Below are 23822 nucleotides of genomic sequence, written 5' to 3'. Positions count from 1 at the left end.
TCAGCAGAAAAACAACTCAATGCTTAATCACAGACTCTATTAAATTTTCTTCAGTACTGGATTGTAGAACTGGCTGTGCAACCGGGGCAGGGAACAGTTCTGGTTTGTGTTCCAGTGCAATATCAAGCACCTGATCTATCCATTTAACCGGATAAATTGTCAGTTGACTTTTTATATTGGCTGGAATTTCAGTCAGATCTTTCACATTTTTGTCCGGAATAATGACTGCTTTAATACCGCCGCGATGCGCTGCTAATAATTTCTCTTTCAGACCGCCGATTGGAAGCACCTCGCCTCTCAGTGTAATTTCGCCGGTCATAGCGACATCCGCTCTGACAGCAATATTCGTGAGAACTGACACCATTGCGACGCAAATACCAATCCCTGCACTTGGGCCATCCTTCGGTGTTGCTCCTTCCGGAAGATGGATATGAATATCATTCTTTTGGTAAAAATCTTCCGCTATTCCGAGCAGATGGGAACGGCTCCGGACTACTGAAAGTGCCGCTTGGATGGATTCTTGCATCACCTCGCCAAGTTGCCCGGTGGTGATGGTTTTTCCTTTGCCTGGCAATACCACAGCTTCAATAGTCAACAATTCGCCGCCAACTTCCGTCCACGCCAAACCAGTAACTTGTCCAACTTGGTTTTTTTCTTCTGCAACGCCGTATGTGAAACGTCTTACGCCTAAGAATTTGTCAAGATTGCGAGAGGTGACGGTAATTTTGTTTTGACCTTTTTTCAGCAACATTGCTTTCACTGCTTTGCGGCAAATCTTTGAGATTTCCCGCTCCATTGAGCGCACCCCCGCTTCTCTCGTATAGTAACGAGCGATATCGCGCAACGCGGATTCTGAAACTGTCAGTTCGTTCTCTTTAAGGCCATGATTCTGCATTTGTTTCGTCAACAAATACCGTGTAGCTATATTCAATTTCTCGTCTTCTGTATATCCGGAAAGCTGAATCACTTCCATGCGATCCAGCAATGCCGGTGGAATATTCAGTGTATTTGCCGTAGCTACAAACATCACATCTGACAGATCGTACTCCACTTCGATATAGTGATCGACAAAAGTACTATTTTGTTCTGGATCAAGAACTTCTAGCAAAGCGGAGGATGGGTCTCCACGAAAATCCATACCCATCTTATCGACTTCATCAAGTAAAAATAACGGATTCTTGACCCCCACCTTGCTCATATTGTGCAATATTTTTCCAGGCATTGATCCAATATAAGTTCGCCGATGACCTCGAATCTCGGCCTCGTCGCGCACACCACCCAACGACATACGTATAAACTTCCGGTTCGTTGCATGCGCGATTGATTGTCCCAATGAAGTTTTACCTACACCTGGTGGACCTACCAAACAAAGGATCGGCGCTTTCAGCTTATTTACCCGTTGTTGAACTGCAAGGTATTCAACGATCCGTTCCTTTACTTTTTCTAGACCGTAATGATCTTGCTCCAGTCTTGCTTCGGCTGCTTTAAGATCCTGATTGATCTTGCTTTTCTTTTTCCAAGGTAAGGTCACAAGCGCATCGATATAGTTGCGTACTACGGTAGCTTCGGCAGACATTGGCGACATCAGGCGCAGTTTTTTTAATTCCGATTCGGCCTTGGCCAGCACTTCTTTCGGCATTTGAGCCGATTTGATTTTTTTCTCGATTTCATCGATATCGGCGCCGTCTTCGCCTTCACCCAGCTCTTTCTGGATGGCTTTCACTTGCTCATTGAGATAATAGTCGCGCTGACTCTTTTCCATTTGACGCTTGACTCTACCGCGAATGCGTTTTTCCACTTGCAGGATATCCAATTCGGTTTCCAATAGCCCGAGTAAGTGCTCCAGGCGTTTGAACACATCGAATATTTCTAAGACTTCCTGTTTTTGCTCAAGTTTTAATGGAAGATAGGCGGCAATGGTATCAGCCAGCCGGCCGGCGTCATCTATACCTCCTAGCGAAGTAATGATTTCCGGTGGAATCTTTTTGTTGAGTTTTACGTACTGATCAAACTGATTCAGGATGGCGCGACGCATCGCTTCGACTTCAGGATTTTCCGTTGTGCTGGATCGGACTTGTGTCGCTCTGCCGGAATAATGAGTGTCAGAGTCGATTAACTCTTGGATCCGTGCGCGATGATTGCCTTCCACCAGAACCTTGACGGTGCCGTCAGGCAATTTCAACATTTGCAACAAACTGGCAATACTGCATACATCATAGAGATCTTCGGGTGCAGGATCATCTTTAGATGCTATCTTCTGTGCGACCAATAGAATATTTTTATTCGATTCCATTGCCAGTTCGAGCGCCTTGATAGATTTTTGCCTGCCGACGAATAATGGGATAACCATATGCGGAAAAACCACCACATCCCGCAAAGGCAAAAGCGGCAATACCAACTGTTCAGAATCTTCAGCCAATGAAGTCATATTAATCCACTAAAAAATTTGTAATTGTTTGATGAAATATAGGCAAAAATTAAAAATACAAGATGACAATGAGGAACATACACTAACACGCGATGCCATCTATAGATCGTTCAAACAAGAACATTAAATGCGCATATTTTCTTTTCGAATAACAAAACCGGTTAGATCTATTCAATTACTTAGAACGCTTAGCAACTTTAGGTTGATCTGAGTAAATTAAAATTGGTTTGATATCATCATTGGTTGAATTAAAATCAATCACCACCTTTGTGACATTCTCTAATGAAGGAAGATCGTACATGATATCCAATAGTATTTCTTCCAGAATGGAACGCAGTCCGCGTGCACCTGTTTTACGAGTTAGCGCTCTCTTTGCAATTGCTTTTAGGGCCGCTTCGCGAAACTCCAGTTCAACTCCGCCTTCCATGTTGAACATTTTCCAGTACTGTTTAACAAGTGCATTTTTTGGTTCCGTCAATATCTGAATTAATGCCGCTTCATTGAGCTCTTCCAGTGTCGCCACGACTGGCAGCCGTCCAACAAATTCCGGAATCAAGCCAAATTTTACTAAATCTTCCGGTTCTACCTGCTGTAGAGTTTTATTTACATCCTTTCGGGAATGGCTTTTTACATCAACACCAAAACCAATTCCGCCTTTCTCGGTACGTGCTCTGATCACTTTATCAAGACCGTCGAAAGCACCGCCGCATATAAACAAAATATTGGTCGTATCAACTTGGATAAATTCTTGGTTAGGATGTTTCCGTCCGCCTTGTGGGGGAACCATGGCAATGGTTCCCTCGATTAATTTCAATAAAGCTTGCTGCACTCCTTCGCCTGAAACGTCGCGTGTGATAGAGGGGTTATCCGATTTGCGTGAAATTTTATCGATTTCATCAATGTATACGATGCCACGTTGCGCTTTCTCGGCATCATAATTGCATTTTTGCAGTAATTTCTGAATAATATTCTCCACGTCTTCACCGACGTAACCAGCTTCGGTCAATGCTGTCGCATCAGCCATGATAAAGGGAACATCGAGTAATCGAGCCAGGGTCTGAGCCAGTAGCGTTTTACCCGAGCCTGTCGGGCCAACTAGCAGGATATTGCTCTTTGAAAGTTCAATATCATCGGTTTCATCTGATTTTGTTACGTTTCTCAGTCGCTTATAATGATTGTAAACAGCTACGGAAAGAATTTTCTTTGCGGATTCCTGCCCGATTACATATTGATCGAGTATTTGGCAGATTTCACGAGGCACAGGTAAATTCGATTTGACCAGCTTAGTCGCCTCATCACCTTGCATTTCTTCGCGAATGATGTCATTGCACAAATCAATACATTCATCGCAAATAAAAACCGAAGGGCCCGCAATAAGTTTTCTCACTTCATGCTGACTCTTGCCGCAAAAAGAACAATACAGAAGTTTCTCGCTACTAGCTTTGTCTGGCATATCTTTATCCCACCGTAATCGAGTTTAGGTACCCGTGTTTATATAAATGCACAAGCATTCCCTTAATTTGCGCTTTCTTCCCTTTGTGCCAATACTGCATCAACTAAACCATAATTTACAGATTCTGTTGCACTCATAAAGTTATCACGATCGGTGTCTTTTTCTACCTCTGACACCGGACGTCCTGTATGTTTTGCCATAATCTCATTTAACCGAGCCTTAAGATATAATATCTCACGCGCATGGATCTCGATATCCGAAGCCTGTCCTTGAAAGCCTCCCAGCGGTTGATGAATCATGACGCGTGAATTCGGCAAACAGTATCGTTTACCCTTCGCACCTGCAGTTAAAAGGAGAGCCCCCATACTGGCTGCTTGACCAATACATAAAGTGCTTACATCCGGTTTTATATACTGCATGGTGTCATAAATAGCCAAACCGGCGGATACCATTCCTCCCGGTGAGTTTATATAAAAATGAATATCTTTTTCTGAATTTTCCGATTCAAGAAACAAAAATTGCGCAACCACCAAATTCGCACTGGCTTCTGTGACAGGGCCAACCAGAAATACCACCCTTTCTTTTAATAATCGTGAGTAAATATCATAAGCACGTTCACCCCGCCCGCTGGTTTCTATCACCATGGGTATTAATCCCAGGTTTTTAGGCTCCAGATCACGCATATTTTCAAACAATTGATTCATTTTAGGATATCCCCATCAGCTCGTCGAAAGTCACAGTTTTATCAATCAATTTTATTTTTTCGAGCGCCCAATTAACTACATTTTCTTCCAATGCCAGTGATTCTGCTTCCTGCAAACGCTCTGATGAAGCATAGTGCCATTTGACAACCTGTTCTGGGTTTTCATAACTTTGCGCCGCATCTTCTATGATATTACGCACTTGTTCCGGTGTGGCTTTGAGTGCGTGTACCTTTACCAATTCAGCTAAAATCAAACCCAACTTAATGCGATATTCCGCTTTTTCTTTAAAGCGATCCGATGTCAGCGATAATTCCTTAGTATTCACTCCACGCGCTTCAAGATCGCTTTTCGCATTTTGCAGTAATCGCTCTTTTTCTTGATTAACTAATATACTGGGTGCTTCGATCTGTGTGGTATTCAGCAGCAATTGCATCACTTGCTCTTTAAGTTTCGATCTCACTCGCTTGGAAACTTCACGTTCAAGATCTTGCTGTATGCCTTCACGTAATTTTTTGACATCCCCGTCAGGAATACCCAGCGATTGAGCAAATTCTGTATCTACTTGTGGCAATACTGGCTCTTCCAGCTGACTCAGTTTAGCTTCGAATGTAACGGTTTTTCCAGCAATATCTTTACCATGATAATCTTCCGGAAAAACAACATCAAATGATTTACTGCTGCCAGCTTGCATACCGATCAGTGATGCTTCAAAGTCTTTGAGAAATTTCCCATCCCCTAGTATCAAATACACATCCTCGGCTTTTCCACCCGCAAAATCATTACCATCCATTGTGCCGTGATAATCTATTTTAACCCGGTCGCCTTTTTGAGCTGCGCGATCAACCGGCTTATAGGTCACGCGCTGTTTACATATCATGTCAAGTGTCTTATCGATGTCTGCTTCACTCACTTGCGCATTGGGCCGTTCGATACTCTGACTACTTAAATCGTCTAATACGATTTCAGGGTACACTTCAAACGTTGCACTTACGGTATAAAGTGAATCGTTATTATTACCTGGTTTCGCTTCAAAATGCGGATAACCGGCCACTTGGAGATTCTGTTGCTGTACAGTGTCTTTGAACTCTTTATGCACCGCATCGTTCAATACATCTTGTTGAACCTGCGCGCCATACATTTGGGTCACAATTTTTAACGGGACTTTTCCGGGACGGAAACCATGCAACTTGACCGTTTTCGCTAGCCGATTTAAACGTTTGTCAATTTCATCCTGTAATTTCTCCAAAGAAATTGTAATATCTAAACGACGTTCCAGTGCACCGAGGTTTTCTACATTTGATCCCATTCAAGTTCCCGACTGATTAAATTATTTTTCAATATATTACGATATCATCCGATCATTCTTCGCTATTACCGGACAAAAAGATTTTCGATAAATACAATTTGGTGCGAAAGGGGGGACTCGAACCCCCACACCTCTCGGCGTCAGAACCTAAATCTGGTGCGTCTACCAATTCCGCCACTTTCGCTCATCAATTCATTGTAACGATTATACCTTTTAATTACCCTAACCGCAGCCGGATCGTTTAATTCCGGACTGATTAGCAGAATACGGTTTGTCCTCGGATATTCTTACTATCCGGCCCCATCAAATAAAGATAAGTATCCATTAAATCCTCGGGACGCCGCATCGTTTGCTTGATTTCGCCCGGATGGGTAATAATGCGTTGAGGCGAATTTACGATCCCCGGCACGATAGAATTCATGCGTAAGTTGGGCAATATTTCCCATTCATCGGCTTGTATTTTCATCAGCGTTTGAATTCCTGCGCTGGCTACAGCAAATCCTCCCCAATATGCAGCAGGATTCAGTCCATGCGAACTCGAAGTCATGATCACGCTTGCATCAGGGGAAGCTTTCAATAACGGCAGACACACTTTTGTGATTGCAAAAGGGGCGATTAAATTTACTTGCAGCAGCGACCGGAACTGGGCGACCGATTGGTGCTCAAGAGGGCTCAGGCCGGTCAGCAAAGCCGCGTTGTGCAAAATTCCATCGAGCCGCCCCAGCTGCTCTGCAATTGCTTGCGCTAGTATGGCGAAATCCTTGTCCTCGGCTTTCTCGAAATCGAGAGGATAAATGAGGGCCTGCGCTTTGCCGAGGGCTTCAATCTCATCATAAACAGCCTCCAGCTTTTTAACCTTACGGCCATGCAAAATTACGGTAGCGCCGTGATTTGCATAGGCTAAGGCTGCTGCACGCCCCAATCCTTGTCCTGCGCCGGTCACCAGAATAACGCGATCTTGCAAGAGATCCGCGGCTGGTGAGTAATTTTCTATTTTGTTCATATCGTAGAATTTATCACGAGAATATATTTTCAGATAAAAATATAACGCCGGATAAATATCTCTATTCTTTTAATCGGAATTCAACAAACATAAAAAAACAGACTCCAAAATTATGGAGTCTGTTTGTCATCAAAATACTGCGTGTAATGAGTTGGCTGACTTTACATATCCATGCCGCCCATGCCACCCATACCGCCCATGCCACCCATGCCGCCTCCAGCAGGTGCTTCTTCCTTCGGCAACTCGGCTACCATAGCATCGGTGGTGAGCATTAAACCTGCCACGGATGCAGCGTTTTGCAACGCGGAACGGGTTACCTTGGTTGGATCCAGAACACCCATTGCAACCAAATCGCCATATTCGCCAGTTGCCGCATTGTAGCCGAAGTTGCCTTTACCTTCGGTGACTTTATTGACGACTACTGATGGCTCATCACCGCAGTTCGTGACGATCTGACGCAAAGGTTCTTCCAATGCGCGCAGTACAATCTTGATGCCGGCATCCTGATCGTGATTGTCGCCTTTGGTGCTTCTCACAACCGGCGAGGTTCTCAGCAATGCTACACCGCCGCCCGGAATTACCCCTTCTTCTACAGCCGCACGCGTTGCATGCAAGGCATCTTCAACGCGCGCTTTTTTCTCTTTCATTTCAACTTCGGTCGCCGCGCCAACTTTGATCAATGCAACACCACCCGCCAGTTTAGCCACACGTTCTTGCAGTTTTTCCTTGTCGTAATCGCTGGTCGCTTCTTCGATTTGCGTGCGGATTTGTTTAACACGCGCTTCAATTGCTTTGGCATCGCCGGCGCCGTCAATGATCGTGGTATTTTCTTTACCCACTTCGATACGTTTAGCTTGCCCTAAATCGTTGAGCGTTGCTTTTTCGAGTGTCAGACCAACTTCTTCTGCAATCACGGTGCCACCGGTCAAGATCGCGATGTCTTCCAACATGGCTTTGCGGCGGTCACCGAAACCAGGTGCTTTAACCGCGCAGGTTTTAAGAATGCCGCGGATATTGTTAACCACCAGCGTAGCCAATGCTTCGCCGTCGACATCTTCCGCAATAATCAACAGTGGCTTGCCAGCTTTGGCAACTTGTTCCAATACCGGTAACAAATCCCGGATGTTGGAGATTTTTTTGTCGTGCAGTAGAACGAATGGGCTATCAAGCAATGCAATTTGTTTTTCCGCGCTGCTGACAAAATAAGGCGACAGGTAACCACGATCAAACTGCATACCTTCGACGACTTCCAGCTCATTCTGTAACCCGGAGCCGTCTTCTACGGTGATTACACCTTCTTTACCTACTTTGTCCATCGCATCTGCAATGATCTTGCCGATTTCGGTATCGGAGTTTGCAGAAATGCTGCCCACCTGAGCGATCTCTTTTGCTGTTGCACAAGGCTTCGATAGTTTTTTCAGTTCTTCAACAGCTGAAACCACTGCTTTGTCGATGCCACGTTTAAGATCCATCGGGTTCATGCCCGCCGCAACATACTTCATGCCTTCCTTGACGATCGCTTGCGCCAATACCGTCGCGGTGGTTGTACCGTCACCGGCGACATCGGAGGTTTTGCTGGCTACCTCTTTCAACATCTGCGCGCCCATATTCTCGAATTTGTCTTTTAATTCGATCTCTTTGGCAACTGAAACACCGTCCTTAGTAATAGTCGGCGCGCCATACGAGCGGTCCAACACGACATTGCGGCCTTTCGGGCCCAGCGTCACTTTCACCGCATCCGCCAGAATATTGACACCAGCCACCATTCTATGACGTGCTGAATCACCAAATTTCACTTCTTTTGCTGACATAACTTTTCTCCTAATCTCTTAACAACACATTATCTTCAGTGAGTAATCTAACCGGCGCACAGCGTTAGTCTTCAATCACACCCATAATATCTTCCTCACGCATTACCAATAACTCTTCACCCTGAACCTTAACCGACTGTCCGGCGTATTTTCCAAACAATACTCTATCGCCAACTTTGACTTCCAATGGACGCACTTTTCCATCATCGCCAGTCTTTCCTTTACCGACTGCCAGCACTTCACCTTGATCAGGTTTCTCTGCTGCGCTGTCTGGAATCACAATACCTGAAGCGGTTTTACGCTCATCTTCCAATCGCTTGACAACCACACGATCATGCAAAGGACGAATTTTCATACTATTTTCTCCCATAAAAGTTAAAAAATCAGAATTTATGAAATGCTTTGCATTTCATTGATGCACTTTTTGAAAATCTGAATGTAGAATAAAAGAAATTATTAGCACTCATCAGTTACGAGTGCCAATGATAGGGATTATGACCATGAATTTCAAGATCAGAATATAAGAATTATTTGTAACATATTGTAAAAATTGATATAAATTTAAAGATTCTTGGTGGGGATTATTACATTGATGATCAAAACGAAATTTGAATTCAAATCGAAAACAGTATTGGCAGCAATTCAAGAGAAGAGACTGTTGTATTTAAAGCCGGTATCGCGGCACGGATTCATCCACCAAAGATCAATAGTCGGCCGCAATTGACCAAACAGGCAAACAAATACTTGGAATCACAGTGACGCAATCCGGTTTCAGTGCCAAGGCATTCGATTTGATCGAGAAAAATCAGCTTCCGTGACGGAGACGCTGAGCATCGCCAGCATTATCCTTAAACCCGAAGCCGGTACTCCAGTCAAGCAGCATCTGGTCTATCTCTATCTGTCAAGATGTGACCACCCGTTGGCTCAACCAACTGAGCAGCCGATATCACAACAGAGCTTAAGGAAGCTCTGAAAAACTACTGCACTCGGTCATGCTATGTTGAAATCAGTCTCAAAATGCTCATTTACTAATAGTAAGCTGCGCTTTCTCGTCTGACTCCGCCTTGCCTGATCATCGCTCGCTATCTTTTTCAGAGCTTCCTTAATTTTCTCTCAGGTTGCTCAGTTCAGGGAGGCCACCTCAGCCAGCAGTGACAACAGAATTCGTGCGTAACGTAGAATTTGAAAAAACGTGAATGAGCACAAGTTATTCGCCCAGTTCGCTTTCGCGGGCGATGCGGGCGAGGTCGAGCAGATTGCAGGCCCCTGTTTTTTGCATGATTTTGGATTTGTGGATTTCCACGGTGCGGAAGCTGATACCCAGACAAGATCCGATTTCTTTATTCGAGCGCCCTTGCACGGCCAATAGCATGACTTCGCGCTCACGCCGGGTGAGTTTGGTCAGACAGGTGGCGATTTCCTGATTCTGTGTGAAATCGCTGATTCTCTTTTTAGCTTCGGCGAATGCGGCGCGCACGCAAATCAGCAATTTTTCCCGGATTACCGGTTTGGTCAGAAAATCGATTGCGCCGCCTTTGATGGCTTTGACACTCATGGGAATATCGCCGTGGCCGGTGAGGAAAATGATCGGTAGTAAAATCTTGCGCCACGATAATTCATCTTGCAGTTGCAGACCGTCCATTCCGGGCATTTGCACGTCGATGATGACACAACCGAAGAAATTCGGTTGATAGGCGTTCAGAAAGGCTTTCGCATTTTCGAATGACTGCACGCGCATGCCGGCCTGCTCGATCATCAACGTTAACGAATCCCGCACGGCAGCGTCGTCATCCACAATAAAAACGGTCGGTTCATACATAATCATGTCACAAATGGTAGAGTAAACAAGAATTTAGCTCCCGGTTTTGCATCAAAATCCACCCATAATTGACCGCCATTGGCTTCGATCAAGGCACGGCTGATCACGAGTCCCATGCCGATGCCTGAAGGTTTGGTGGTAAAAAAAGGCTCAAATATGCGCTTAATGGCGATCTGATCAAGGCCCGGCCCGTTATCCTGTACGATCACGATGGCAACATTTTTTTCGTTAACCGTCTGAACTTGAGTGGTGATCGACAGAGTCGGCGAATCGACGGTGCGCATGGCTTCCACCGCATTCCTGAAGAGATTCACCAGGACTTTCCGAACCTGCGTGCGATTACATTGCACAGCGGGAAGATCGTGTTGCAAATGCAGCACCGGATGAAATCCTCCATAGCCGTCGTCATAGACGATGTTCAGCGCTTCATGGATGACTTCGGCAAGATTGGAATGTTCGGTTACCAGCTCGCCTTTCTGCAGAAAAGCCAGCAATTCGTGCAAACTGCGTCCGGCGCGTTGCGCTTGTTCCACGCAACCTTGCAGCGCTCTGCGCAAATTGCCGGCGCTAAAACTATTGGTGTTCAGCGCGTGCAGCACGACCTCGCTATACGCGGAAATTGCCGCTAGCGGCTGATTGAGTTCATGTGCGATTGCCGATGCCGTGCGTGCCGCCACTTGCTGTTTGAGAATATTTTCCGTTTCATCACGTTGTAATTGCAGCTTTTTTTGGATAGTCTTCTGTTCAGTAACATCCCGGGTGACGCCGATCATCCGGTGCGGATTCCCACCCTCGAAATATACCCGTCCGCGTGCCGATATCCAGCGCTCGGCACCGTTAACGGGATTGATGACGCGGTATTGCAACTTGAATTCGCCGTTACTGGCGGGATCCATCGCCTTATTGATAGCCGTCTGCCGCGCTTCCCGGTCGTCCGGGTGTATGGCGGCCACGAATTCTTCATAGCTTACGGTTTTTTCGGAATATTTCCCCCAGAACTTACGCATCTGTTTGTCCCAATAAACGATGTTGTGCTTGAAGTCGTAGTCGAAAATACCCAAGCCTGCCGCTTGCTTGGCCAAACGTAACCGTTCTTCGCTGGCACGCAACGCTTCCTCGGTATCCAGCCGCCGGTTGGCGATATTGAATATGATGAGGGTATATAGCTTTTGCCTCACTTCCATAGGCGTGAGACTGATATCCAATAACAATTCCTTGCCTTCGCGATTCAATGCGACAAGCTCATTGCCGGCACTCATGGGGCGCTTGACCGGTTTGCTTAAGAATAGTTTTTGGTAGTAGCGGTATTGTTTGCGGTAGCGGGGAGAGATCAGCATTTCGATCGCCAGACCTTTCAGCTCAGCCTCGGTATAACCTAGCAATCGTTGCGCGATGGGGTTTGCCGACACGATGTGCCCGGAGTGTTCAACCAATAGCATCGCATCCGCCGCCGCATCAAATACTGTCGAGAAACTTAAGCTTTTAACTGAAGCAATCACGTTATTTTCCTGCTGTTGAATTCAGATACGAAACGCGCAAAGCTTACGATAAAAAATGATTATTTTCTATAAATTGTTTGTATATAAGGGTTTATACCTACGTATTTACCCTTACGTGTTAGCACGAATATTACCACTCGTAGTTCTTCTGTAGGATTTTGACAGCAGGGGATATGACACAAACTTAGTCACCACTTAATTTTTGATCACTGATTTTGCCTAAGTGCTGCTGAGTATTTTGTGATACGGGTATGCCGAAGAACATCATCTGCTTGAATTATCTACCCCATGAGATAAGAAAACAGTTTGATTTTTGTATGCCGGTTGTATCCGTTGAGGTGTTGTTTTCCCTGCATGCCATAAAACCTTTCAATAGTTTGGAGAAATAGGATGAATAGAAAAATAACAGCTTACGGATTCACTCGATTTGCCCGGTCAATTGTTCCGGGCAAAATATTTGCCGCGGATCCGGTCCGGGTGATGGTCAAGGCGCACCCGGTTGCAGTTAAAAACGGTCTTAATACGACGCTCCACGATAGCACACACAGAGTTCCACGTTTAACTAATTTAGCATAAGAGGAGTGTAATCATGTCTCTGTCCAGTCTTCTCGTACCGGCAATATTGTTCTTTGCGCTGGGTATGTTTGCTTGCCTCATCAAATCGGATCTGAAATTCCCTCCCGATATGCACAAGATGATTGTCATTTATTTGCTGATCGGTATCGGACTTCATGGCGGTAAAGCGCTTGCCGGATCCGATATGGCATCCGCTATTCCGGCGGTATGGGCGGCGCTCGCATTCGGTATCGGCTTACCCATCGTCGCGTATATTATTCTACGGGCGCTTGGAAAAATCGACCCGCTCAATGCTGCCGCCATTTCCGCGCATTACGGCTCGGTCAGCGCGGGAACTTATATGACGGCGGTTGCTTTCCTGGGGGGGATCGGTGTCACGTATGAAGCTTATCCCGTCATCATGCTGGCAATCATGGAATCGCCCGCAATCATGATCGGCCTGGTGCTGGCCGGCTATTCGCGGAAAATCATGGGCGGCGCCACCAAAGCCGACAAAGGGATGTACAAGCATCTGATAATCGAAGCCTTCACCAACGGCAGTATTTTGCTGCTGTTCGGTTCAATGGCGATTGGCTGGGTAGTCTCGGATCCCAGCTACAAGAAAATTGAACCTTTCTTTGAACTTATCTTCATGGGCGCTCTGTGCATATTCTTGTGCGATATGGGCATGGAAGCCGGAAAAAGATTGTCGGAGTTTAAGAGTGTCGGTGTTTTCCTGGTTGGTTTCGGTATTGCGATGCCGCTGATTGGCGCGGCATGCGGTTTGTTTGTGGGCCACTTCTTGCTGGGCTACTCGGTAGGCGGCATCACACTGGTGACGGTATTGGCAGCCAGTTGCTCCTATATCGCGGTGCCGCCGGCGATGCGCCTTGCGATACCGGAAGCCAATCCGTCGTTCTATCTGACTTTGTCTCTCGGCTGTACTTTCCCATTTAACGTAGTGGTCGGTATTCCCATGTATTATGCGGCTGCTCAGTACTTACACGAGACTTATTACCCGCTGGTATGAGTATTCATCGCTCATAACGGTATAAATATTTTGGGAGAAAAATCATGGTAATACCATCGGAAATTTTAATATCGATGAAGCGGATCGAGATCGTCATCAATGAAGATTCGTTAGGTGCGTTGCGCGAACTGCTTGAGGAGGCTAATGTGCGCGGCTTCACTGTTATAAAGAGGGTGGGGGGGTTGGGTGCAACCGGTGAACGTAATCCGGAGGATTACGCGTTGGCGGAGAATAATGCCTTGATAGTACTCGCCTGTGAAGAAAAACAGGCGGAGAAGGTCATCACGACACTTCACCCCAGATTAAAAGAGTTCGGCGGCATGTGTCTGATTTCCGATTGCAAATGGACAATCGGGCCGGCCGCCTCATACTAAGCCGGACCTGATCGAAGCACCGCAGGTAAAACCGCTTTACTTGTAGGAATCAAACGGAATCCCGGCTGCTATCAGCCGGGATTTTCCGGAGCTCTTTAAGCGCATGCGATTCTTTATCGCTTTGCAAGCTGTCGGTATGCAAGGCAATGATTATGCTATTTTTTCCTTGATATAAGACCGGCTTTTCCCATCCAATCCCTGATCATCAATTCTCCTATTATTGCTGCAGAATTCCGGCGTTGATCGGATTTTGCACTGTTATTGCGTTTTTCAGCATGCTCTACGCATTTTTGCCCCTAGGCGCATAAGGGTTTACGCTTAGGTGCTTGCACGGATTTTTTAGCTTGTTATCTCCAAGTAATATTTTAAAAAAGTTGAATCGGTTATGTCAGATTTTTACTTGAGAATCACTAAAAGAGGGGGTGTCAAAATGACGTGGAGAAATATTCAATTTACCTGTTGGACGGTTTTTTTCATCATTGGGTGCTTTTTATGGAGTCCGCATTTGTTTGCGGCGGAAGTGGAAAAAACGGAACCGGACAAGGCCAAAAAGCCGTCCGTTGTCGCTCAGAATAAAACTGCGCCAGCTAACGGAAAGAATGGCGCACCCTTCAGTGCACTGGGAACACCGGGAAGCACGCGTTTCGACTTTGACAGCTTGACCAAGCTGATGGAAGAGCACAAAACGCCGCTTGCCGCGATGGCGCCGGATTGGCTTAATGTCGCAATCGAGCATCGTACCCGATACGACGTATACGATCACGGTTTCACCAAAGCTATTCCGGGATTCAACGATCAGGTTCATCAACGCACCCGTTTCTTGTTTGAAGTCAAGAATATTATCGATCCGCTCAAATTCACGCTGGAATTGACCGATTTCCGCGCCCCGCTGGCCAATTTCGGTCAAGATCATAACCCGACCATGGCCGATCATTTCGACTTCACCCAACTGCACCTCGGTGTACACGACAAGAATTTTCTCGGCACAGGCTACGCGGCGAAATTCGAAGTTGGCCGTTTCGTAATGGACCTGGGTGAAGCCCGTCTGGTCGGGGGACATCGCTGGGGGCCATTCACGCCTGCGTTCGACGGTTTGCACTTCATGATGGGCAATACCGATGAAAAATGGAGTTTGCGCGTGTTCGGTTCCCGGCCGGTGCAACGGGATCCGACATCGTTGAACTGGAACACCCCTGAGACTTATTTTTCCGGCGCTTACGTCACCAATCGTGATCTACGCTGGGCCAATTTTGACGGTTATTTCCTGCAATTGAACGAAGGTGATAATCTTAGACGGCGCAACTTGTCGACCACCGGTTTCAGATTGTTCGCCAAGCCCACGAAAGGCAGCATGGATTATGAAATTGAATCCATGTACCAATTCGGCGATACCCGGGATAAAAGCCTGTTCGCCCATCGCCATCACGGCGAAATTGGATATAGTTTCAATACGGCGATGCCGCTACGCGCCGTTTACCTGTTCGACTTCGCGTCGGGAGACCGCGATCCGGACAAAAATTTCGACATCCTGTACGCAAAACGCCGGGTCGAGTATGGTCCGACCGGTATGTTCGGCCCGTTCTTCCCGTCCAACCTGCTGTCGCCCGTCGGTTTCCGCGCCACACTCGTGCCCACGCCTTCCGTGCGTTTGATGATGTCGCATCGCGCGTATTGGCTGGCGGATAAACGCGGTGCATTCGTCGGCAGCGGCTTGCAAGACCCGACCGGCCGCGCCGGCGGCTTTCTGGGCAACATGCTGGATATCAGCTTAGGATGGGATCCGCAGTGGAGTTATTTGAAACGGATGAGTTTCGACTTTGGCTACAGCCATCTGTTCAAGGGCGATTACTTCGACAAGGTGCCATTCAGCCCCGGTATGAAGGACACCAATTACGGTTACACCATGGTGACGTTTAAGTTTTAACCTGGTGAAACACGATCAGTAACCCGGCTTCAATACGAAAAGGGAATCGTGGGTGATTACATGCGACGTTTGCAGCATATAACAATGTAATCAATAGTCGATTCCCATTTCCGAGCATGTCGAAGGAATGAATCGGAGCGATGGGATTATGATCGCACATTGAAGTGCAGCAGGAAGCGCTGTGTGATCGATGAATCTCCCTCCCAGTGGCGCCAATGTTTTAGCGCAATTTCTCCAGAGCCGATTTTCTTGCTCTGGAAAATGAATTCGACTTCTCCCCCTGAACCTACAGCGTTCGATGGATAGTGGGGCTCGGTTGTGATCGTTTCGATAAGTGTTTGGTCGACATGATCGATTGCCCAGCGGTAACCAGTCGTCGCATTTTCCGGCAAGCGGATTCGAATTCTCTCGCCGAGACAGATATCGATCATTCGTGCATTATCCTCGTCAGTGATCAATAGCATGGGGGAAGAAACCTTTTCCAGGGGTGGTTCGCAAACTGCACCGGTCGCGTACGTGAGACCTGCGGCTACCGGTGCAGTTGCCAATGCCCGCTACAAGAATGGCTGCGTTTCTGTCACGGACTGCTTGATGCTCCAGGCGCATCGGTTAGACGGTGACGCCGTAGCTTTCGTTGTAAAAGCCGGCGTTGATATAAGCCTCGCTGGCATAAGCGAAACCATGATCTCCCCATGCCGTTCCCCAGCTGTTGCGAATGATGAAGCGTTTATCCGCCGTGTAGCCGACAATACACACAGCGTGGCCGCCGCGAACGGTGCCGGGTTGAAAGCCGTCAAGCTTGCCATGGGTTGCCGTGGCATTATCCCAGGTTGCGTCGACATTCAATCCGGCCATGATAGGGCCATGGGTGGCCAGCCAATTGCGCCAGCTGTTCATGTCCTTGCCGAGATTGAAGTAGGCCGCGATGCGCCGAGTTGCCGCAGTGGCATACAATGTGTTCTCGTCGCCCAGATACATCGCAGTCGAAATATGGAAAGGCAGTATGGCTTCAGGGACCGCACCGTATTTACGCAGAATATCCATGGCTGCTTTCAGCGTAGTACCGGCTCCTTCGATAAAGGTTTCCGGGCGGCTTGTGAATTCGTCGGTTTCTTTCGACGCCATCCACGTATAGCGCGGCGACAAAAAACCAGGCTGAATAATTTTGCCGGCTTTGACCATGTGATAACGGGTTACGCCGTCAGTGGATGCCCAACCGACACAGGATCCCGTGCTTTCCTGGTTGCCGATATTCCACCAGGTTGCGCGCAAATCGACACTGGCGGGCAAGGCTGCGGGTGCTGCGGCAACGGCACCGGCTGCGACAGCGTGCTTGATGCCCCAGTCGCGCTCGGTATCGCGCGAGGGGAGGAGGTTACATATCCGGTTTGCTTCAGGTCTGGCGTTTGGTGTTGAATTCATGGTGATTCTCCTTGAATAAAATGCGAGAACGCGGGCGAAAGATTCGTGCCCTCTGCATGGTTATTGAAATCAAGCTTAATACCCTTTATGAATTGACCCTGTTACGATTTTCTCCTGGCAATTTACTCACAGCGGATTTTGCGCAATCCATCGTATTTCGTGTGGAAAAAACTGCGCAGCAGTTGCGTGCATGCGGTAAATCCTGTGAAATTCACACTCAAAGCCAACCAAATCGATGTGGAGAAAACCACCATCAGATTGTGCGTTGAGCAACCCGGCAAGCCACTGAGAAACCACATGCATTATCATGCTATCACGTCGCATGTCATGACACTGTGATCTTTACCACAGCATTGCAATGATAGGATTCAAGCGATACGCATTTCACCCAAATCTAATTTTCGGACGATCACAATGGATTACAAAATTTTACTGACAGTATTTGCCACCGTGTTTATCGCAGAACTGGGCGATAAAACACAATTGGCGACGATGTTGTTTGCTGCGGATAAAGAAGTCAGCAAGCTGACGGTATTTATCGGCGCCTCGCTGGCGTTGATTGCGACTTCGGCGATCGGGGTGCTGGCGGGCAGTTTTATTTCCGGCTATATCAGCGAAAAACAGCTGCATTATATTGCAGGAGCGGGATTTATCCTGATCGGTGCATGGACGCTGATCAAAGCTTAAGGAAGCTCTGAAAACTACTGGGCTTGGTCATGCTGGATTGAAATCAGACTCAAAATGCTCATTGTCTATTTGTAAGTTGCGCTTTTTCGTCTGATTTCACCTTGCCTGACTGTTGCTCGCTACCTTTTCAGAGCTTCCTGAGGAGGAGGTAAAACGTGCGGTATGTAAGCTGATCGTGAATGTTATTTGCTTTTCTTTAAACGCAAAGTGACGCAGAGACCGCCATCAGGATTGTTTTCGATCGATAGCTCGCCGCCATAGACCTGCATGATATCGCGCACAATCGCTAAGCCGATGCCGTGACCGGGCGTGGATTGGTCGGCGCGCACGCCGCGTTCCAGGATCCGGGCGATTTCATGCAACTGGATACCGGGGCCGTCGTCCTTGACTTGAATCACCACCTGATTGTCTTGGTAATCGGCGGATAAATGGATGCTGTGGCGGCACCACTTGAATGCGTTGTCGATCAAATTACCGAGTAATTCCATCAAGTCGCCTTCGTCAATGCGTAAACTGATGGTGTCATCGATTACCACGGCGATGTGAGGATGTTTGTCGCGATAAGCTTTAGTGACCGTGTTGACGATCCGGTCGGCCATCGGGCGCAACAAGATCAATCCCATACCGGGCGAGCTACCGGCGGTTGCGGCGCGGCGTAATTGATACTGGATGGTGTTATCCATACGGTCGATTTGTTCTTGAATCGTTTTGCGCCGCATAGCTTCGTCGTTTTCGCTATGGATCGCGCCTTGCAGCACGGCGAGCGGCGTTTTCAGGCTGTGCGCCAAATCGGCCAAACCGTTGCGGTAGCGTTTCTGCTGTTTGTGTTCGTGTGTGATCAAAGAATTGATACTATCGGTCAACAGCTGGAGTTCGCTAGGGTAGGTGCCTTTGAGGCTTTCCTGCTGACCGGATTCGATCGCGGCAAGCTCTACGGAAACTTTGCGCAGCGGCAACAAGCCCCAGCGCAATGCCAACATTTGCGTAGCAAGCAGAAAAACAGCCATCACGCTCAGCCAGCCCCACAAATCCTCGCGATAACGTTCGATTTGCGCTTCGAACAGCACCGTGTCGGTAATGACGTGGAAAGTCAACGGGTAATCGCCGGACGGTGTTTCCCAGGCAACACCGTAGCGGTAAATAAAATACGGTTCATCGTTGAGCAGGATTTGCTCGAATTCTTTTTTGCCCTTTTCCAGTAGTGTAATGGCCGGAATGGGTTTGTTCAGCGCTGAAGTGGAACGCCACATGATGGTGTTGGCAGGGCCGACGATGAAGGCGTAGGTATCCGAATTGACGTGACCGAGTTCAGCGTCCAGCAGGTTGGTGGGCACATCCAGTTCACCGGATTCTTCCACTTCGGCGTCACCCATCAGCATCAATAGTTTCGCAAACAACCGATCTTTCACGCCGATGCGCGCACTGTCGTAGAAAGCGCGATCCAGTGTCAAGGTAATTCCGGCGATAAAAACCAGCAAGACCAGCGTCGCGCTGAGCAAGACGCGCTGATTGAGCGACATCATGACGATTTGTTGCATTCCAATGTGAAGCGGTAACCGCGTCCGCGTATGGTTTCGATCGGGTTCAACGTGCCGCCGGGATCGAGTTTGCGCCGCAACCTGCCGATCATGACTTCGAGTACGTTGCTGTCGCGATCCTCGTCGTGCGGATACAGATAGTCGGCGAGCGTATGCTTGGAAAGCACTTCGCCGTGGTGGCGCACCAGTTCTTCCAGCAAACGATATTCAAACGAGGTCAATTCGATGATTGCGCCGTTCACGCTGACCGATTGCGCCGTGACATCCAGCGTGATCGGGCCGCATTTCAATAACGTTTGCGGGATGCCGGTGGCGCGGCGCAGCAATGCTTTGACCCGGGCTTGCAGCTCTTCCATTTGAAACGGTTTGGTCAGGTAATCGTCCGCGCCCATTTCCAACCCTTGTACCTTGTCTTGCCAGCTGCTGCGTGCGGTCAGGATCAGAATCGGCAACAGACTGCCGCGTTCGCGCAATGCCTTGATGATTTCCAAACCGGATTTGCCGGGTAAGCCGATATCGATGATGGCGGCGTCGAGCGGGTATTCGCTGGCGAGAAACAACCCTTCGTCACCGTTGCTGCACGTATCGACCATATAACCCGCCGCTTCCAGTTGCTGGCGGATCTGGTTTTGCAGCCGGAATTCGTCTTCAATGACCAGGATGCGCATGGCTGTTTCCTGTGCGGTATGGTATCAAATGATTAAAATCGAGTGCAGGCATATGTTTCAATTCGGGTGATGATGCATGGACACCACGCTGCCATCTCGCGCATTGATCAAAACCATGTGAACCGAACCTTGATCGCTCAGTATTTTGACGCGGTAGAGATGACCGGTCTGATTGATCGCCAGCACACGGCCTTTAAAATGCTGCTGGGCGATGGCAATCGCGCGCTGTTCCGAAATACCGCCGGCCGCATCGTTTGCTTTGCCGGACTCACTAACTGCATGTTGCCGCCCGGCCGTTGCATCCACCATTGCAACGCCCATTATCAATGCAATCAGTAACGCTTGCCGCCATCTGTTCATAACACAGCATCCTTGCATACCGGGGAAGAAATTAAGCGGGGAAGAATAGTTTTAATCCGTATCCAATCCCCGCTTTTCGCATCAGAAGCGTAACATAAAGTCCACATTTCCGGTATTGATGCCCATCATCATTTGAGGCGGAGCGGCATAGACCGGAGCAGGAGGGTAATAGCTGTAATTATAGTTATACTGCGGCTGCGGATAGTATGGCTGATAATAACCGCGTGGCTGACTATAGACATAGCCATTGAAATGACTGTGATGCTTGTGATGGTGATGGCCGTGATGGTGACCGCGATGACCATGACCGTGATGGCCTCTGCCTGCTTGCGCCAAAGAAGGAATCGCCAAACTGATGGTTAATGATGTGATCAATACGAGACCGGCCAGTTTTTTTGTTTGAGTGCTCATGATATTTCTCCTTTGCGTTATTCGTTTCAGGTGAATTCCTGATGGAGCCAATCTACGCCGGTTTGTCTGAATGAAAACTGAATGGAGAAAGCGGTTTGCTAAGGAAACGCTGATTAATTCGGCAGCAGCCGATCGCCGCTCGTTGCTTTTTTCTAAGCTTCCTTAAAACGGCAAGACGAAATCCAGTGAAAATAAAATCTGATCCTTATTGCCGGAGAACGGGCGGTAAGCGGCTGTTTTATAGGCATCGACCCGGTCGTAGCGGATGTTTGAGCGGATATTCAATTTTTTGATGAAATCCCATTGGGTTTTAAATGTTCTGGCTATTTTCCAGTTGAAACCGACGGTGAAGTTATAGTAGTCAGCGGGTGCGATGGTGACGTTGTTAAGGTTGCCGGCGTAACTGACAGGTGCGCCGTTGACGTTGTTGGTGGCGGCTGCCACCCGGAACGGCGATGGATTCCGGAAACCGTCCTGGTCGCGAAACCATTCGCCGCGCATGCCGATTGCGACGTTATCGGTGAGGTCGTGGTATAGATGCGCTATGGCACTGAACCATTCGGCATCTTTGACTACGTTGGCGTATTTGAGATTATTTAGCAAAACACCGCCGGCATGACCATAAACATGGTGCAGGGCTATCTGTGTCCGTGGCGTGATCTTATGTTGCAGCACGACATTATAAAACCCCCAGATTTCACTGCTTTGCTCCGAAGTTTTACCATACGTGCCGGACAGGTGGAACGAAGTCGCCTTGTCGTCGCTGCTCCAAGTGAACCCGGTAATGCCATTCCAATTTCCCAATTGTTTATCCCAACCGGCATCCCAACCACCGTTAGCGCTGCCGGTGAGCGGGCCGCCCAGAATCAACCAATTGGAATTGACTTTGTAATTGAACAGTAAGCCGGTGTGTGTGAACGGTTCGCCGATATTCAAGGTGTACGCACGCGTATAAAAGAAATTATCGGGCGCCGGGACAGTCTCGTAACCGGTCGGTGTATAAAAATGGCCGAGCTTGATGTTGAGACCGTTACCGATCGGCACATAAGCTTCTAAGTACGCTTGCGGCAGGGCAATACCGTATGTGCGCGTGGAAGCGCAGCATAAATTAAGATCCCAACTGCTTCTTTTCAAGGGTTCACCGGTATTGACATCGAATGCCGGTACGCCGAAGGCTTGGGTAAAAATGGCGTCAGTACCGAACATGAAATCAAAGCGGCCGCCGAAATCCCATCGCTTGCCCGCCGACACCACGGGGCGGCGCATGAACAAGTTGAATTGATTCAGTTGAAAACGGTTGGCTTGATCGGCAAAAATGACCGGGCCGTTAAATCCACTCGATTGACTCGGGTTGAACGTGGCGCCGCCATGAATCCAACCGCCGAATTCCAGTTTTTTATGTGCCAGGAATTTTCTCAGCTCATTGGCGTAGAGATTCTCGGAATCCGTGAGAAAAAAGAAAAAACAACAGGTAATGGCTAACCATAACCATTTTGAATATACCGGATGGCCTTGCATGGGGAGGGGTGTATGTTTAAAAACAATTTAATTGACGTTGTGCGATTCAAGGGTTAATGAGGAGCGGTTTTCTTTCCTGACGCAGCGTATCTCTTTTTCCGGGCGGCAGGAGTGTGCAATTGCTCCAATTCAACAGGGCGCTCATTATAGCCACAAAGCGCGCATCGATAAATCAAGAACCGTTATATTTAAAGAAAGCGCAGCCCGCTTTGCGGATGCCGCCATTTCAATGTGCGGTAGGCGCGGCAGATGGGGTAGAGGATGATCAGCACCAGCAGCGTGACCCCGTAAGTTTGTTCCAGGCTGCCGCGTTCGAACAGGGGTTTCAGTGCTGTTAGCACGGCGAAGTGCGCGAGGTAGAAGAACAGGGCGGTTTGGCCGAACACCAGCACCGGATTGTTAGAGTTGATGGTTTTGTTGAATGATTCCAATCGCATTAGCAGCGACAGCAGAATCGCCATCAGACCCAGTTCCAGCAATGTGTAGGCCAGGCTGGGCGGGTATTTGCTGACGTGCAACCAATCGATCAGGGTATTGCCTTCGAGATGCATGAACAGATTGCCGTAATCGTCGTGACCGCGAATGATGACGAACAGCGTCAACGCAAACCAGCCGGCAGTCATCAGCACGCGCTGCGGTTGCCAGGAAGCGGGGGGATGGACGATGAAGCGTTCGCCGAACGCCCAGCCGAGCATCATCATGGCGAGCCACGGCAGGGCAGGGTAGAGCACGGTATAAGTCTCGCCGAAATCCGGCGCAAACGTGAGCGCGAGCCAAAGCGGCACGTCGCCGCCCGGTTGCCACAGCGCCGTCAGCAGGAATTCGCCGCCTGCGATGATCAGAACCGCCAGCCAGAAAACCGCGCCCGCACCGAGACGCTGCAGGTAGACCATCAGCATCATGCTGATGCCGATGGCGTACAGCACTTGCAACACCGGTTTACCGCCGATCAGCGAGAACAGCCCGATGTCGAGCAGCGCGATGAATGCGCCGCGCAGCAATAATTCGCGCTCGATGAAGGCGTCACTCATGCCTTGCCGCAACCGTTGGGAGTTGCTGATGGCGATCGAGGTGCCAGCGAGAAACAGAAACGTCGGCGCGCAGATATGCGTGATCCAACGCGTGAAGAATTGATCCGCGGCGAAGCGGGTACCGGGCTCAAACAGTAACACCGAATCGGCGAAGATACGCTGGGCATTGAAAAACCACGAAGCGTGGTCGAGCGCCATCAGGATCATGACGATGCCGCGCAGCCAGTCGATGGCAGCGATGCGTGGCGCGAGGGAATCGAGTGGCATGACGGCGGAGGGTG

The 23822-nt window shown here is 48.5% G+C and carries 21 protein-coding genes and 1 tRNA gene; 4 read left to right on the top strand and 18 right to left on the bottom strand.

The window, feature by feature from the left end; all coding sequences use genetic code 11:
• Positions 1–16: 16 nt before the first annotated feature.
• The 10 genes from lon to HRU77_03020 form a co-directional block, all read right to left on the bottom strand.
• Positions 17–2428, bottom strand: coding sequence for an endopeptidase La (gene lon / locus HRU77_03065; GenBank protein ID QOJ19759.1), 2412 nt, complete (start codon positions 2426–2428; stop codon positions 17–19).
• A gap of 175 nt (positions 2429–2603) precedes the next feature.
• Positions 2604–3881 (bottom strand): ATP-dependent Clp protease ATP-binding subunit ClpX, encoded by a 1278-nt coding sequence (gene clpX / locus HRU77_03060; protein QOJ19758.1) that lies wholly within the window; start codon positions 3879–3881, stop codon positions 2604–2606.
• Between the two features lie 62 nt (positions 3882–3943).
• The gene (gene clpP, locus HRU77_03055; GenBank protein QOJ19757.1) at positions 3944–4585 is read right to left on the bottom strand and encodes an ATP-dependent Clp endopeptidase proteolytic subunit ClpP; all 642 of its coding nucleotides are present in this window, start codon (positions 4583–4585) and stop codon (positions 3944–3946) included.
• A 1-nt stretch (position 4586) separates the two neighbouring features.
• Positions 4587–5891 (bottom strand): trigger factor, encoded by a 1305-nt coding sequence (locus HRU77_03050; GenBank protein QOJ19756.1) that lies wholly within the window; start codon positions 5889–5891, stop codon positions 4587–4589.
• Between the two features lie 99 nt (positions 5892–5990).
• A tRNA-Leu gene (locus tag HRU77_03045) sits at positions 5991–6075 on the bottom strand.
• 72 nt (positions 6076–6147) lie between these two features.
• Positions 6148–6894, bottom strand: coding sequence for a YciK family oxidoreductase (locus tag HRU77_03040; GenBank protein ID QOJ19755.1), 747 nt, complete (start codon positions 6892–6894; stop codon positions 6148–6150).
• 161 nt (positions 6895–7055) lie between these two features.
• On the bottom strand, positions 7056–8705 hold the full coding sequence (groL, locus tag HRU77_03035; protein ID QOJ19754.1) for a chaperonin GroEL: 1650 nt from the start codon (positions 8703–8705) through the stop codon (positions 7056–7058).
• A 64-nt stretch (positions 8706–8769) separates the two neighbouring features.
• On the bottom strand, positions 8770–9060 hold the full coding sequence (groES, locus tag HRU77_03030) for a co-chaperone GroES (protein ID QOJ19753.1): 291 nt from the start codon (positions 9058–9060) through the stop codon (positions 8770–8772).
• A gap of 852 nt (positions 9061–9912) precedes the next feature.
• A complete protein-coding gene (locus tag HRU77_03025; GenBank protein ID QOJ19752.1) occupies positions 9913–10530 on the bottom strand; it encodes a response regulator transcription factor in 618 nt (205 codons plus the stop codon).
• Positions 10527–12023, bottom strand: coding sequence for a PAS domain S-box protein (locus HRU77_03020; protein ID QOJ19751.1), 1497 nt, complete (start codon positions 12021–12023; stop codon positions 10527–10529). Before HRU77_03020 ends, HRU77_03025 begins: the two co-directional genes overlap by 4 nt.
• Before the next feature lie 589 nt (positions 12024–12612).
• On the opposite strand from HRU77_03020, the gene HRU77_03015 reads away from it, so the two are divergent.
• The 3 genes from HRU77_03015 (at position 12613) to HRU77_03005 (ending at position 15906) form a co-directional block, all read left to right on the top strand.
• The gene (locus HRU77_03015) at positions 12613–13608 is read left to right on the top strand and encodes a sodium-dependent bicarbonate transport family permease (GenBank protein QOJ19750.1); all 996 of its coding nucleotides are present in this window, start codon (positions 12613–12615) and stop codon (positions 13606–13608) included.
• Positions 13609–13682: 74 nt separating this feature from the next.
• Positions 13683–13982 carry a transcriptional regulator gene (locus tag HRU77_03010; protein QOJ22049.1) on the top strand — a complete coding sequence of 100 codons (300 nt, stop codon included), beginning with the start codon at positions 13683–13685 and terminating at the stop codon, positions 13980–13982.
• A gap of 430 nt (positions 13983–14412) precedes the next feature.
• A complete protein-coding gene (locus HRU77_03005) occupies positions 14413–15906 on the top strand; it encodes an alginate export family protein (protein QOJ19749.1) in 1494 nt (497 codons plus the stop codon).
• Positions 15907–16052: 146 nt separating this feature from the next.
• On the opposite strand, the gene HRU77_03000 is transcribed toward HRU77_03005, so the two are convergent.
• A complete protein-coding gene (locus HRU77_03000) occupies positions 16053–16337 on the bottom strand; it encodes a protease inhibitor I42 family protein (GenBank protein ID QOJ19748.1) in 285 nt (94 codons plus the stop codon).
• 178 nt (positions 16338–16515) lie between these two features.
• A complete protein-coding gene (locus HRU77_02995) occupies positions 16516–17328 on the bottom strand; it encodes a C1 family peptidase (GenBank protein QOJ19747.1) in 813 nt (270 codons plus the stop codon).
• Between the two features lie 414 nt (positions 17329–17742).
• Between HRU77_02995 and HRU77_02990 the strand changes: the two genes are divergently transcribed.
• Positions 17743–18015, top strand: coding sequence for a TMEM165/GDT1 family protein (locus HRU77_02990; GenBank protein QOJ19746.1), 273 nt, complete (start codon positions 17743–17745; stop codon positions 18013–18015).
• Between the two features lie 182 nt (positions 18016–18197).
• Here HRU77_02990 and HRU77_02985 read toward each other — a convergent pair whose 3' ends face one another.
• The 6 genes from HRU77_02985 to HRU77_02960 form a co-directional block, all read right to left on the bottom strand.
• On the bottom strand, positions 18198–19538 hold the full coding sequence (locus HRU77_02985; GenBank protein ID QOJ22048.1) for a GHKL domain-containing protein: 1341 nt from the start codon (positions 19536–19538) through the stop codon (positions 18198–18200).
• The gene (locus HRU77_02980) at positions 19535–20221 is read right to left on the bottom strand and encodes a response regulator transcription factor (GenBank protein ID QOJ19745.1); all 687 of its coding nucleotides are present in this window, start codon (positions 20219–20221) and stop codon (positions 19535–19537) included. The genes HRU77_02985 and HRU77_02980 overlap by 4 nt, the downstream gene beginning before the upstream one ends.
• A 57-nt stretch (positions 20222–20278) precedes the next feature.
• A complete protein-coding gene (locus HRU77_02975) occupies positions 20279–20581 on the bottom strand; it encodes a PepSY domain-containing protein (protein ID QOJ19744.1) in 303 nt (100 codons plus the stop codon).
• Between the two features lie 81 nt (positions 20582–20662).
• Positions 20663–20992 carry a hypothetical protein gene (locus tag HRU77_02970; protein ID QOJ19743.1) on the bottom strand — a complete coding sequence of 110 codons (330 nt, stop codon included), beginning with the start codon at positions 20990–20992 and terminating at the stop codon, positions 20663–20665.
• Positions 20993–21154: 162 nt separating this feature from the next.
• Positions 21155–22510 carry a porin gene (locus tag HRU77_02965; protein ID QOJ19742.1) on the bottom strand — a complete coding sequence of 452 codons (1356 nt, stop codon included), beginning with the start codon at positions 22508–22510 and terminating at the stop codon, positions 21155–21157.
• 188 nt (positions 22511–22698) lie between these two features.
• On the bottom strand, positions 22699–23808 hold the full coding sequence (locus HRU77_02960) for a DUF1624 domain-containing protein (GenBank protein ID QOJ19741.1): 1110 nt from the start codon (positions 23806–23808) through the stop codon (positions 22699–22701).
• Between the last annotated feature and the right edge of the window lie 14 nt (positions 23809–23822).

Source organism: Gammaproteobacteria bacterium (assembly GCA_015709615.1).
In the GTDB taxonomy this organism is placed as follows: Bacteria; Pseudomonadota; Gammaproteobacteria; order Burkholderiales; family Nitrosomonadaceae; genus Nitrosomonas.
This window is presented reverse-complemented; position numbering and strand designations above follow the sequence as displayed.